Consider the following 13,767-nt stretch of genomic DNA (forward strand, 5'->3'; position numbering starts at 1 on the left):
GGTTTTTTAATGTCAAAAATTAGCGTAAGGCAACAAAATGAACAAACAAAACACCACATTAGCACATTTTACGTATCTGGATAGCCCAATTAACTATCAGCCAGACCCAACGTTGTTATTCAATCACTTATGCCATGCAATTCCATCAACCATGTTGCTGGAGTCAGCTGAAATCAATAATAAAGCTAACTTACAAAGCTTATTGATTGTTAACAGCGCATTGCGTATTCGCGCTTTTGGCCAACGCGTTGAAGTTGAAGCGTTAACATTAAACGGCCAAGCCTTGCTGCCATTATTGTTAGCGCAACTTTCTGGGATAATTTCCACCCATACCATTGAAACGGCATTATTAGTTGTCACCTTCGAGCAACCTAACCCTGCTTTAGATGAAGACAGTCGTTTAAAAGCAGCATCATGCTTAGACGTGTTACGTGCATTACCTGCCTTAGCTCAAACTTATTCGACTAAGCCAGAAACGGTATTTGTAGGAGGCTTATTTGCCTATGACCTTGTGGCAAACTTTGAGTCCATCCCTGACGTTAAAACTGTCAATCAGTGCCCTGATTATTGTTTCTTCGTCGCGGAACACTATTTAGTGATCGACCATCAAAACCAAGCGGCTCGCATTAAAAGCTGTGTTTTCAATCAAGATGAACAAACGCTGGCGTCAGTTAAACAACGTCACAATGAAATTATTGCATCTTGCCGTCCATTTTTGCCCGCACTCCCTTTGCAAAGCGAGCCTAACTTTCAAGTTACACTGAGCAAAAACGACCAAGAATATGGCGCTATTGTCATATCATTAAAAGAGGCGATTTATCGTGGAGATATCTTCCAAGTAGTGCCCTCACGAAAATTCACCATGCCTTGTTCACATCCACTGATTGCCTACCAAAAATTAAAAGCGCAAAACCCAAGTCCTTATATGTTTTATATGCAAGATCAGGATTTTACGCTATTTGGCGCATCACCAGAAAGTGCATTGAAATATGCCACCAGCGACCGGAAGGTCGAAATTTACCCTATCGCAGGCACTCGCCCACGCGGTCGTGATGCTCAAGGGGATATCGACCTCGATTTAGACAGCCGCATTGAACTATCAATGCGTACAGATGAAAAAGAGCTAGCAGAGCACATCATGCTTGTTGATCTTGCACGTAATGATCTTGCCCGTATCTGTGAAGCGGGCACCCGCTATGTGGCTAACTTAACCAAAGTCGATCGTTATTCCTTTGTGATGCATCTCGTTTCCCATGTTGTGGGAACATTACGTCACGATTTAGACATTTTTCATGCTTATCAAGCCTGTATGAATATGGGCACATTAACGGGAGCCCCCAAAGTGAAAGCCATGCAATTAATTGCGCAGTATGAACAACAGCGTCGTGGCTCCTATGGCGGTGCGGTGGGTTATTTCAACGGCAGAGGTGATTTCGATACTTGTATCGTGATCCGCTCAGCCTATGTAGAAGATGGCATTGCGACTGTGCAAGCTGGTGGTGGCGTCGTATTGGATTCGTTCCCTCAAGCTGAAGCAGATGAAACGCGCAATAAAGCACGCGCCGTGATCCGTGCGATTGCCCAAGCCCACCAAGTGAAGGAGTTATTCTAATGGCGAATATTTTACTGCTCGATAATGTGGATTCTTTCACTTACAACTTGGTCGATCAACTGCGTGCGAATGGCCACCAAGTCGTTATTTACCGTAATACCGTGAGCTCAGAACATATTTTATCTGTATTAAACCAAATGAACTCACCAATTTTAGTGTTATCACCAGGGCCAGGAAAACCGAGTGAAGCAGGCTCTATGCCTGAAGTCTTAAAACAGGTTATCGGCAAAATTCCTGTGATTGGTATTTGTTTAGGCCATCAGGCTATTGTTGAGGCTTACGGTGGTGTTGTCTCTTCCGCGGGGGAAATACTACATGGTAAGGCTTCACTTGCTACCCACGATGGGCAAGCGATGTTTGCTAATCTCGAAAATCCTGTTTCAGTCGCGCGCTACCACTCTTTAGTGGGTAGCCAAATTCCTGAAACACTGACTATTAATGCGCAATCCAACGGAATGGTCATGGCTGTGCGAAATGAGCAAGACAAAGTGTGTGGATTCCAATTTCACCCTGAATCTATTTTAACCACTCAGGGTAAACAGTTGTTAGAAAATACTGTGGCATGGGCTCTTTCTACACCCAATGCAAGCACCACGACTCATTCGCACTAACGGGATATAGAGAGCCAATTATGCAAAATATTTATGATAAATTATTCAACGCGCAGCCACTGACACAACAAGAAAGTCAGTATTTATTTAATGCCATTATTCAAGGTGAATTAACCGAACCACAACTGGCAGCCGTACTTATCAGTATGAAAATGCGTGGTGAACAACCTCAAGAAATTGCAGGTGCCGCCCTTGCCTGCTTAGAAAATGCCCAACCATTCCCTCGACCTGATTATCAATTCAGTGACATTGTGGGTACGGGGGGAGATGGCGCAAACAGTATTAACATTTCAACGGCTAGCGCATTTGTAGCCGCTGAAGCTGGAATTAAAGTCGCTAAACATGGCAATCGCAGCGTATCTAGTCGTTCTGGATCATCAGATTTATTAGCGGCCTTTGGTATTGCACTTGATTTAAGCGCTCAAAGTGCTCGGGACATTTTGGATGATTTAGGCGTGTGTTTCTTATTTGCCCCTCAGTACCATAGTGGTTTTCGCCATGCAGCACCTGTTCGTTCACAACTGAAAACACGAACATTATTTAACGTCCTTGGGCCATTAATCAACCCAGCTCGCCCACCCATCGCGTTAATCGGCGTTTATCAAGAAGCGCTGGTAAAACCCGTCGCTGAAACCTTAGATATGCTTGGTTTTACCCGTGCAGCTGTGGTACACAGTGGAGGGATGGATGAAGTTTCACTTCATGCCACAACCCAAGTTGCTGAATTAAAAGACGGTGTGTTACATCATTACCAATTAACCGCCGACGATTTTGGCTTAACACCGTATCAATTACGTGATTTGGAAGGCGGCACTCCTGATGAAAACCGTATTCTACTGACCCAGTTATTACAAGGCCATGGTAAAGCCGCTCACGAGGCTGCAGTCGCGGCTAATGTGGCAATGTTAATGCGGATTAATGGCCATGAAGATTTAAAACAAAATAGCGAACATGCTCTCTCAATTATTCGCAGCGGCAAATCATTCGACCGAGTCACTGCGCTCGCGGCAAGGAACCAGTAAAATGAAAGCGACTGTATTACAAAAGATTGTTGATGACAAAGCCGTTTACCTTGTTGAACGTAAGGCTAAACAGCCCTTAGACAGTTTCATTGACACATTACAGCCAAGTCAACGCAGCTTCTATGATGCATTAAGCGCTAAGCGCCCAGTGTTTATTTTAGAATGTAAAAAGGCGTCTCCTTCAAAAGGGTTAATTCGAGAAAATTTCGATCCCGAAGTGATTGCGAAGACCTATGCACCCTACGCATCTGCGATTTCCGTCCTCACTGACGAAAAATATTTCCAAGGCAATATGGATTATCTGACGATTGTCAGTAACACAGTTAAGCAACCTGTTTTATGTAAAGATTTTATTATCGATCCATACCAAATATACCTTGCACGTCATTATCAAGCTGATGCTATCTTATTGATGTTATCGGTATTAAATGACGAAGAATATGTGGCCTTAGCGAATGTTGCACATCAATTAAATATGGGCATTCTAACGGAAGTCAGTAACGAAGAAGAATTAGAACGAGCCATAAAATTAAAGTCTAAAGTGGTCGGTATTAACAACCGGGACTTGCGTGATTTATCCATTGATTTAAATCGTACCCGCGAATTAGCACCGCGTTTAGCGCCAGAAACAATTGTGATCAGTGAATCTGGTATTTATTTACACCAGCATATTCAATCTCTTAGCCAATATGCTAACGGTTTTCTGATTGGTAGCGCTTTAATGGAACAAGATGACCTTGCAAAGGCACTACAAAAATTGCTCGTTGGTGAACATAAAGTGTGCGGCTTAACCCGTGAACAGGATGCAAAAACCGCTTTCGACGCGGGTGCTTGTTTTGGAGGATTAATATTTGCTGAATCCTCCCCTCGGAAAGTGACACTGTCACAAGCTGAACGTATTGTTCATTCTGCCCCGCTAAAATATGTTGGTGTGTTTCGTAATCAATCGGCCGATTTTGTCGCGCATATCGCGAAAAAGTTAGCGCTCTTTGCCGTGCAGCTACACGGTAATGAAGACCTACAATATATTCAAGAAGTTCGCTCTCAATTACCAAGTTATTGTGAAGTGTGGAAAGCGCTGGATATGTCGCAAGCAAACGTATCTGAATACGAAACTCAAGATATTGATGTTCTGTTACTCGATAACGGGCAAGGCGGAACAGGTAAAAGTTTCAATTGGTCGGCCATTCCAACAACTGCAAAGCAAAAGCTAATGATAGCGGGCGGATTAAATCCTCAAAACTGCCTTCAGGCCGCGAAATTGCTGTGTAATGGGCTTGATTTTAATTCTGGTGTCGAAATTGAGCCTGGTATTAAGAGTGAGCAAAAAATTAAGTTAGTGTTATCAACGTTGCTGGCTGAATCAACAATCCAATAAAGCAATAAGATAAGGCTAAACAATAATTACGTTTTAACTGATGAGATGGATAACAAATAATGAGCAAATTAGATCCGTATTTCGGTGAGTTTGGTGGGCAATATGTGCCAGAGATTTTAATCCCTGCACTCAATCAATTAGAAGATGCCTTTATTGCCGCACAAGACGACGCACAATTTATCAAAGAATTCCATGACCTACTTAAAAACTATGCAGGTCGTCCGACAGCTTTGACCCTCTGCAAAAATCTCACTGCAGGCACCAAAACAAAGTTGTATTTAAAGCGTGAAGACCTGCTTCATGGCGGGGCGCACAAAACAAACCAAGTTTTAGGCCAAGCGCTACTGGCTAAACGTATGGGCAAAACAGAGATTATCGCTGAAACAGGTGCGGGGCAACACGGTGTTGCGACAGCATTAGCTTGTGCGCTTCTCAACATGAAATGCCGTATTTATATGGGCGCTAAAGACGTTGAGCGTCAATCCCCTAACGTATTTCGCATGAAACTGATGGGCGCAGAAGTTATCCCTGTCCACAGTGGTTCCGCCACCCTAAAAGATGCTTGTAATGAAGCACTGCGAGACTGGTCTGGCAGCTACGATAACGCGCATTATCTACTGGGCACTGCCGCTGGCCCACACCCTTACCCAACCATCGTGCGTGAATTTCAACGCATGATTGGTGATGAAGCAAAACAGCAGATTCTTGAAAAAGAAGGCAGTTTACCCGATGCAGTGATTGCGTGTATTGGTGGTGGATCCAATGCCATTGGCATGTTTGCGTCTTTTATCCCTGAAGAAAATGTCAATCTTATTGGCGTTGAACCTGCAGGTTTAGGTATCGAGTCAGGGCAACATGGCGCCCCATTAAAACATGGACGCGTGGGTATCTACTTTGGAATGAAGTCCCCAATGATGCAAACTCGCGAGGGACAAATAGAAGAATCTTATTCAATATCTGCAGGGTTAGACTTCCCTTCAGTTGGGCCACAGCATGCACATTTAAATAGCATCGGTCGTGCTGAATATGTCTCTATTACCGATGATGAAGCATTAAATGCCTTTAAACTTTTATCTCGCAAGGAAGGCATTATACCTGCGTTAGAATCTTCTCATGCTTTAGCTTATGCGTTAAAAATGGCAGAACAAGAACCCAATAAAGAGCAATTATTAATTGTGAATTTATCAGGTCGCGGCGATAAAGATATTTTTACTGTGCATGATATTTTAGCTAACAAAGGGGAAATTTAATGGAACGTTATAACCAACTTTTTGAACGTCTAAACAACCTAAATCAAGGTGCTTTCGTTCCCTTTGTGACATTAGGTGATCCCGATGCTGAAACATCACTGAAAATTATTGATGCTTTAATTGAAGGTGGCGCTGATGCGCTAGAGATTGGTATTCCCTTTTCAGATCCTCTGGCAGATGGCCCGACAATTCAAAACGCCAACCTGCGAGCATTTAAAAGTGAAATTACACCCACAATTTGCTTTGAGTTATTAAGCCGCATTCGAGCAAAACACCCAACCATGCCAATCGGTTTATTGGTATATGCAAACCTCGTTTTTACAAATGGAATTGAAAATTTCTATATCCGTTGCCAGAAAGCAGGGGTTGATTCTGTATTAGTTGCAGATGTTCCCATGAGTGAATCAAAACCTTTTCGTGAAGCTGCCCTTACCCATAATATTGCCCCTATTTTTATTTGCCCTCCTAATGGTGACGATGCCTTATTACAACAAATCGGCGAACATAGCCGTGGGTATACTTACTTATTATCAAGAGCTGGTGTGACGGGTACTGAACAACGTGCTCAAATGCCATTAACACATTTGGTCGATAAGCTTAAGCAATATCAAGCCGCACCTGCACTCCAAGGGTTTGGCATTTCTGAACCAGAACAAGTCACCGAGGCAATTAAAAATGGTGCCGCTGGTGCCATTTCAGGCTCTGCTGTGGTTAAAATTATTGAAAATAACCTTGATAAGCCAGATGTCATGCTAAAAGCATTAACTGAATTTGTAACTAAAATGAAAGTAGCCACACAAAAATAATATATTTAAAATTTTAGCCACCCTATTTTACTGGGTGGCTTTTTTTTTAAAAAAAAATATTAAATACGCAATATTAGGATTAATTGCTTATTTATTTATCTAACTTATTTTTATTTATTAAATTTTTTAAATAAAAATTTCCAGCAACCATCTAAATTATTAACCTTAATAATAAAATTACGTACCTTTTCTTAATAAACATAAATAACTCTGAATTATCAATTTATAAATCAATATCATGGTTACGTGTTACTACCCGCGTACTATCCCTTACGATATCCATTACAGAGTAAATATAATTCGATGATTTATATCATATTTATGTTTACAATAATATAAAAGACCACTATTAAAAACATAAAGCTATTTTGTTCTTTTAATATTTAGCTCAATCAACTTAAGTACAATTAAATTTTATTGCAAATAATAATAACGCATAATCCCTACGCTTTAATGGAATTTTAATTAGCTATTTTTAATTTTATCTATAGTCAATTTTAGGGATATTTATGAAACAATTTAATCATAAATCTATCAGCCAGCCTACGCTGAAGATTAAACCTCTGTTCTTAAGTGTATGCGTTATTTTAGGATCAGTTTCAGTCTCACAAGCTGCAATTACTAATATTAATGGCGCTGGAGTAATAAACCAAAATAATGGCCCGACTATCGTTCATATCAAAGGTGCAAGCGATAAAGGCGTTTCTCATAACATCTATAGCCAATTTGATGTTGATCAGAAAGGCGTTATTCTCAATAACAGTGCAACCAACACAAATACCACTCTGGGTGGTCAAATCAATGGGAACCTCAACCTAAATAATGGTAACGGCCCTGCAAAAGTGATTCTTAATGAAGTTAACTCCACAAATGCAAGTACCCTCAACGGTATGGTTGAAGTGGCTGGTCAGAAAGCACAAGTCATTGTCGCTAACGCATCTGGGATTACATGTAATAACTGTGGTTTTATTAATACCGACCGCGTTACCCTAACAACAGGTAAACCTATTGTTGCGGGGGGAGAAGTACTTGGCTATAACGTAGAAAAAGGCCAGATCATCATCAATAGCCGCTTACAGTCTGATTCTCCAACAGATATTATTGCGCGCTCGGCAGTGATCCGTGGTGATATTAACGCAAAAGAAATTAATATTGTTGCAGGTAATAACTTTGTTGATGCAAAGGGTAACTATGTCACTAATGTACAAGGTGTAGGTTCAACAGCTCGAGTCGGTATTGATGTGTCCGCATTAGGGGGTATGTATGCCGATAAAATTACATTAGTTTCAACAGAGAGTGGTACTGGTGTATCCAACTATGGCAGCATGGTTGCAGGCTCGGGCGGTATCAATATTGATTCAAAAGGCCTGGTTTATAATCAAAACGCCAAAATGAATGCCAACGGTAAAATTAATATCAAAACTAACTCAGGATTGTACAACAACTCCACAATCGCGAGTAACAATGATATTGATATCAATACTAACAATGGCATTTTAAGTAATGTGAATGGCCAGATTAAATCCAATGGCGGTAGTGTTACATTAACCACAGGATCAAACATTGATAACCGAAGTGGTATTGTTGATGCACAACAAAATATTAATCTGGTATCAACTAACTTGTATAACACTAACGGCTCAATCAAAACTAACCGTGGTGATATCGATATTCGTTCTACGGGAACCATTGAAAACTATTATAACTTACGTAATAACGTCATTAATAAAGATAATCGTGGGATCCGTTCAGGAAACAACGTAACTATCAATGCGGGTAAAGTTGTCAATAGTAACTCAACAATTTCAGGCCGTGATATTGCGATTAATGCACGTACTTTAATTGCTAATGAAAACAGCAGTGAGATTGTAGCTAAACGTCGCATTGATATAGATGCTGAGACATTGCAAAACAGCAATTCACTGATCAAAACCACCAATGGACAAACGAATATTACGTTGTCTCACAACCTAGTAAACAATGGTTATGCAGCTATAGATAGCGGTAAGGCACTAAACATTACGGCTAATATCCTTCAAAACCAAGGTTCTTTAGTTTCTAACTCGGGAAAATCTAAATTTAATGTTTATAGCTTAATCAACCAATATGGTTACATCAAAGGAACTAATTTAGATATTAAAGCAACGAATGTAACAAACAATCGTGGCCTGATTACCGCTGACAACGACGTTGTTATCAATACGACTTCTCTGGATAACAGCTATGCAAGCGGCTTCAATGCTTATGCCAGTAAGTTCGGTGTTTCAGGTAGAACAGGCGGAATCTATGCTGAAGACGGCGCGGTTAACATTAACGCAAATAGCTTGAACAACTACTCAGGTATTATTGCTGCGGATGCATCTCAAAAAGCGGGAGTCAAAGGTGATATCAATATTAAATTGAGAAATGACTTAGATAACCGTTACGGTAAAATTCAAGGTGCAAATACTGTCAAGCTTGATGTTAACAAGTTAAATAATACTTATTCAGGCTTAGTAGATGCAGGTAAAGATTTAATCATTGATGCATTTACTCGTGTTGATAATAATAATGGCCGTTTAAGTTCTATGGGAACCACTAAAATTACAAGCCCTGTAATTTATAACAGCCCATACGGAAAAATCTTAGGCTCCATGATCATTTTAAACACACCTAATTATTACTAATTAGAGCACAAAGGAGGCTAATTAGCCTCCTTTTCATATTAAATTTACCTCTTTCAACCTAATTAGTTGTTATTCCTTACTCTATATAAATTCAGTTAAAACTATTTAATATCTCATTGAAATAAATAATAATTTAAAAACCCAAAAAACAAGTAAAAACACCTAAATACACCATTTTGGGATTTATTGTATCTAATTAATATTTAATAAAAAAAATATAAAACCAATATTTTATATCATTATCATAATATACACCGAACTAATAGCTTTTCACTTATTTCATAACTTAATTAATATAATTAATTTTTATTAAATCCCATTTTAACGCATAATCTAAAAGTTTATAAACTTACTTAAGACTATTTTTCTCGGTGAAAGCCCATAGGGATATACATGAAAAAAAACTCAAAAAAAATTAATTACCAATAAGAACAATCTTATATAATAAAGAATAAACCTTCATCATAAAAATATTCTTAATTATATTTCCAATATTTTTTATATGATCATTTAAGAATAAAAGTGGTGGCCATGAATTTTCGTTTTATTTTTTTATCCAGTACCCTATTCGCTTTCCCATTTTATGCATCAGGGACTCCCTCTTCGACCGTTGATCAACAAATCAATAATCAAATAAGCCAAGATAAATCTCGCCAGCAACAAATACAATTAGAAGCTAAAGATGTTTTAGGGAAAAAACAAGAGCGCGCTAACAATATTCTAATCTTTGATAAAGAAGAACAATGTTTTGATATGAAAAAAGTAATTTTGGTGTCTGAACCTAAATTACCGTCAATGCGCCCTCTTGAAACTTATGCTAACCAAGTTGTAGGAGTCTGCATTGGAATTAAAGGGGTTGAAACATTAGCAAAAGGCTTACAAGATAATATTATTAAATCAGGTTATGTCACCACTCGAGTCAATATCCCTGAGCAAAATATTAGCGAAGGCATTTTGACGCTAGAGATAATACCCGGCAAAGTCGCTAATGTAAAATTATCTGAAGATAGCGATACCTATATTACGCTCGGTGCAATCATGCCCGCAAAAGAAGGCGATATTCTGAATATTCGCGATATAGAACAAGGCTTAGAAAACTTGGAACGCATTCCTGGAGCCAAAGCCAATATCGAATTATCCCCAGGGAAAGATTTCTCTACATCAGATATCACTATTCAACGAGAAAAATCCCCCCATGTTAATGTCGGGGGATATTACAATAACTCAGGCAGCCGCCAAACGGGTAAAGACCAAGTTGGTGTAACCATTTATGGTAATAACTTAACCAGTTTGAATGACACAGTGTATATTTCAGCAGGTAAGAACCTAAAAAACCAAGAACGATACAGTACAAGTAATGCCGCAATTTACTATGCTGTACCCTACAATTATTGGCTTTTTTCTATCTATGCTAGCAAAAGTGATTATAAACAAACGATTAAAGATATTGTCAGTTATAAATATTATGGCGACAGCAAATATTACAATGCGACTGCTAGTAATGTTTTTTTACGTGGACAAACATTCAAAGATACCGCGTCTATTCAGTTAATAAAGCGTAAATCAGAGTATAAGCTTGAAGATGTCAAACTATTGTCTCAGGAGAGGAATTTAACCACCTTTAAAGTGGGAGTCAATCACCGACAAAATATCGACAACTCAACACTGGATGCCTCAATCAATTATCAGCGTAACGTTCCTTGGTTAGGTGCGGAACAGAGCTGGGACATGAAATACGGCGATGCAAGCCATATGGCCCGAGTTTTTACACTGGATGTGTCTGGCATGATCCCTATCTCTTTTGATAATTTTGTCATGAGTTACAATCCTCAGCTTTTTGTTCAGTACAGCAAGGACAGATTAACAATTCAAGATCAATTTTCACTCGGTAATCGATGGACAGTACGTGGTTTTGACGAAGAATTTTCACTTATTGGTGATAAAGGCTTCTATTTAAGGAATGAATTTAACTTTTATATTCCAGGTTTTTCTTTCTATCCTTATTATGCGATTGACTACGGCCGTATATTTGGTGGTGTATATCCTCTTGGTCTTTATTCCGATGACCAACTTTTAGGAACGGCAATTGGTATGCGTGGAAGCGTCAATATCTTCAGTTATGATTTATTTCTAGGCGCTCCACTTTATAAACCCGATGAGTACGAAACCAATAGCGTCAACGCAGGATTAAATGTTCAATGGTTTTGGTAATGTGACAGCTTAGATCAGCTGACTAAAAGCTAAATACCACAATGAGGTATTTAGCTTTTATGTCCCTGTAAATATTTCCCCTCACCTAATGGCGCTGTCATTTATTTCGTTCTTTAACAATCAAGATAATAAAATAGACAAAAAAAGTGTTAACTCTATATTTTTAATATTTTAAAACCAAGTAATTGTAATGCAATACGCGCTTTATTGTTATAAAAATGTTTAATTGATCTTACTGTCTTTATATAATGAAAAATCCGAGAATATAAATACTCTCGGATTTCCTACTGCACTCTATTCCATCAGAATTCAGGTATTAACCTGTATTGCATCCTATCAAAACTATTAGAAGCGATAACCTGCTCCAAACATAAATACAAATGGATCTAAGCGAGTACTTACTTTTTGTTGCTCACCCATTGCTTTATATTTTACATCCGTTTCAATATTCATCCACCAAACTGATGCGTTCAACATCCAGTTATCAGTCAGCATATAATCCATACCTGCTTGTGCCGCAAAGCCCCAAGAGCTAGATAGGTCTAAATCAGATAATTGATATGTGTCTTTACCTTTGGAATTAAATTTTTCATCAAAGAAGAACGTATAGTTCAGACCTGCGCCTAAATAAGGGCGTAATTTATCTTGTTTACTACCAAAATAATATTGTGCCATTAAGGTTGGCGGTAAATGTTTAACAGTTGCAATATTACCAGTTACACCAGTGCCAACTTTGTGTTCAAACGGCGTTGCTGCTAATAATTCCACACCGATATTATCAGTGATCATATACCCAAAGGTTAAACCTAATTGTGTATTATTACTAACACCAAACGAATCATTTAATCCATATGCTCCTAACGCATTATCCGAGCCTGCATTAGGTCTTACAGTTGCAGTACCGGCGCGAAATAGAAAATCGCCAGCTTCATGAGCAATAGAAGCAGCTGGAGCTAAAGTTGCAGCCGCTAATACAAGCGCAGTGAGTTTTTTCATTATCAATCCCATTCCTGTGTTTTTATTTTAGTAAAATATACCGCATTATATAAATTGATGTTCAAATCAAGATCACATCTTTTACCAATTTATAGGTAATCCAATAAATATAGTTTTATTATTCCATCTATTATTTTTTTAATTTTGATTTAAATCAATTTTTGGAAAATAACTAATAAAATAAAAACTTGATCCTTAAATTTATATATTTACCCCATACATAAAACATATATTTAAAATGCAATTTAAGTAATTCTAATTAACCCTCTCAATTAATTTGGTTAAATATTGAGAATCATTCCCTTTACATACTTATGTTAACTTCCCGAAATTTCTTATCTTTCTCTACCTCTATGTCTGATACTCAGTTACAATTGCCTTAAAATTTTGATCCCGTTTGTAGATAGGAGCAGTTAAATGTCCATTTCGGCCAACTCACTCATCAGTGACAGCGTTAATTTTTTCAAAAATCAACTGAGTGGCCTTTTCACCATTGTTGTGTTGGCAACGGCGGTGAGCCTCGTGATTTACGCAATGATGATCCCGAATGAACAAATGATTGGTGTGCTTGCTCAAGCACAAAACCAAATGATTGAGTCAGGGAATGCAGGTTTACAAGATTGGATATTAGGCCTTTCAGAGCAAGACAAAAGCAGCATCCTACGTGTTTCCTTTGGGCTAATTCTTTCTGTAACGCTAGGCAGCTTAGTGCTTATCTGTGGCACTTTATCCTATATTGCAGGGATGTCCCGCGGTGAAGCCATGAATGCGACGCAGGCACTTAGCGCTTCATTAGGCAAAGCCCCTTCTATGTTTTTGTTACTCGTTGTTTGCTCACTTCTCATTCAACTTGGCATCACCATTATGGTGCTCCCAGGGATTGTTCTAGCGATTGGTTTTTCTCTCGCACCAGCTATCTTAATTAATGAAAAAACAAACCCGTTTAGTGCGATGGGTAAAAGCTGGAAAATGGCGTATGCAAACTGGCGTGTTGCCCTGCCAATGATTTTAATTTGGATGGCTGCACAAATGTTGGTGAGTGTATTATTAAGCAGCTTACAGATGAACCACATTGTCATTAACGGTATATCATTCCTGCTGAATAATATCGTTGCTGCTTTCGCCTTAATTTATTTCTACCGTTTATACATGTTAGTCAATAAAAACGCTTAATTTCGATTTAAAAAAGGGAGCCAAGTGGCTCCTTTTTTCTAA

Annotated in this window: 8 protein-coding genes, 1 pseudogene and 1 other annotated feature (1 of these 10 only partly in view); of the genes and pseudogenes, 8 read left to right on the plus strand and 1 reads right to left on the minus strand. The window is 38.7% G+C overall.

Annotation, left to right across the window (positions count from 1 at the left end; genetic code table 11):
- Window positions 1-11 (plus strand) — a sequence feature (Trp leader region) (it extends 92 nt beyond the left edge of the window).
- 26 nt (window positions 12-37) lie between these two features.
- The 7 genes and pseudogenes from PSF27_RS09640 to PSF27_RS09675 all read left to right on the plus strand — a co-directional run bounded on the left by PSF27_RS09640 (window position 38) and on the right by PSF27_RS09675 (window position 11,556).
- A complete protein-coding gene (locus PSF27_RS09640) occupies window positions 38-1,612 on the plus strand; it encodes an anthranilate synthase component 1 (RefSeq protein WP_272681375.1) in 1,575 nt (524 codons plus the stop codon).
- A pseudogene (gene trpD / locus PSF27_RS21215) lies at window positions 1,612-3,245 on the plus strand (bifunctional anthranilate synthase glutamate amidotransferase component TrpG/anthranilate phosphoribosyltransferase TrpD). The gene PSF27_RS09640 and the pseudogene trpD overlap by 1 nt, the downstream one beginning before the upstream one ends.
- Window position 3,246: 1 nt before the next feature.
- On the plus strand, window positions 3,247-4,623 hold the full coding sequence (gene trpCF / locus PSF27_RS09655) for a bifunctional indole-3-glycerol-phosphate synthase TrpC/phosphoribosylanthranilate isomerase TrpF (protein ID WP_206086110.1): 1,377 nt from the start codon (window positions 3,247-3,249) through the stop codon (window positions 4,621-4,623).
- A gap of 59 nt (window positions 4,624-4,682) precedes the next feature.
- Window positions 4,683-5,873, plus strand: coding sequence for a tryptophan synthase subunit beta (trpB, locus tag PSF27_RS09660; protein WP_272681376.1), 1,191 nt, complete (start codon window positions 4,683-4,685; stop codon window positions 5,871-5,873).
- The gene (gene trpA, locus PSF27_RS09665; RefSeq protein ID WP_272681377.1) at window positions 5,873-6,679 is read left to right on the plus strand and encodes a tryptophan synthase subunit alpha; all 807 of its coding nucleotides are present in this window, start codon (window positions 5,873-5,875) and stop codon (window positions 6,677-6,679) included. Before trpB ends, trpA begins: the two co-directional genes overlap by 1 nt.
- Window positions 6,680-7,188: 509 nt before the next feature.
- Complete coding sequence (locus PSF27_RS09670) at window positions 7,189-9,345, plus strand: two-partner secretion domain-containing protein (RefSeq protein ID WP_272681378.1); 2,157 nt, start codon at window positions 7,189-7,191, stop codon at window positions 9,343-9,345.
- A 531-nt stretch (window positions 9,346-9,876) separates the two neighbouring features.
- On the plus strand, window positions 9,877-11,556 hold the full coding sequence (locus tag PSF27_RS09675) for a ShlB/FhaC/HecB family hemolysin secretion/activation protein (RefSeq protein ID WP_206086114.1): 1,680 nt from the start codon (window positions 9,877-9,879) through the stop codon (window positions 11,554-11,556).
- 345 nt (window positions 11,557-11,901) lie between these two features.
- On the opposite strand, the gene ompW is transcribed toward PSF27_RS09675, so the two are convergent.
- Entirely contained in the window at window positions 11,902-12,552 is a 651-nt protein-coding gene (gene ompW, locus PSF27_RS09680; protein WP_206086115.1) for an outer membrane protein OmpW, read from the minus strand.
- Window positions 12,553-12,969: 417 nt separating this feature from the next.
- Here ompW and PSF27_RS09685 point away from each other — a divergent pair, with 417 nt between their 5' ends.
- The gene (locus tag PSF27_RS09685) at window positions 12,970-13,725 is read left to right on the plus strand and encodes a YciC family protein (RefSeq protein ID WP_206086116.1); all 756 of its coding nucleotides are present in this window, start codon (window positions 12,970-12,972) and stop codon (window positions 13,723-13,725) included.
- Window positions 13,726-13,767 lie beyond the last annotated feature (42 nt).

The sequence above is a fragment of the Providencia sp. PROV129 genome, assembly GCF_028482245.1.
GTDB classification, from domain to species: domain Bacteria; phylum Pseudomonadota; class Gammaproteobacteria; order Enterobacterales; family Enterobacteriaceae; genus Providencia; species Providencia vermicola.

What these genes read in the sequence shown, in the direction of transcription:
- PSF27_RS09640 (WP_272681375.1), top strand. Translation starts at nt 38, where the DNA reads ATGAACAAACAAAACACCACATTAGCACATTTTACGTATCTGGATAGC.
- trpCF (WP_206086110.1), top strand. Translation starts at nt 3,247, where the DNA reads ATGAAAGCGACTGTATTACAAAAGATTGTTGATGACAAAGCCGTTTAC.
- trpB (WP_272681376.1), top strand. Translation starts at nt 4,683, where the DNA reads ATGAGCAAATTAGATCCGTATTTCGGTGAGTTTGGTGGGCAATATGTG.
- trpA (WP_272681377.1), top strand. Translation starts at nt 5,873, where the DNA reads ATGGAACGTTATAACCAACTTTTTGAACGTCTAAACAACCTAAATCAA.
- PSF27_RS09670 (WP_272681378.1), top strand. Translation starts at nt 7,189, where the DNA reads ATGAAACAATTTAATCATAAATCTATCAGCCAGCCTACGCTGAAGATT.
- PSF27_RS09675 (WP_206086114.1), top strand. Translation starts at nt 9,877, where the DNA reads ATGAATTTTCGTTTTATTTTTTTATCCAGTACCCTATTCGCTTTCCCA.
- ompW (WP_206086115.1), bottom strand. Translation starts at nt 12,552, where the DNA reads ATGAAAAAACTCACTGCGCTTGTATTAGCGGCTGCAACTTTAGCTCCA.
- PSF27_RS09685 (WP_206086116.1), top strand. Translation starts at nt 12,970, where the DNA reads ATGTCCATTTCGGCCAACTCACTCATCAGTGACAGCGTTAATTTTTTC.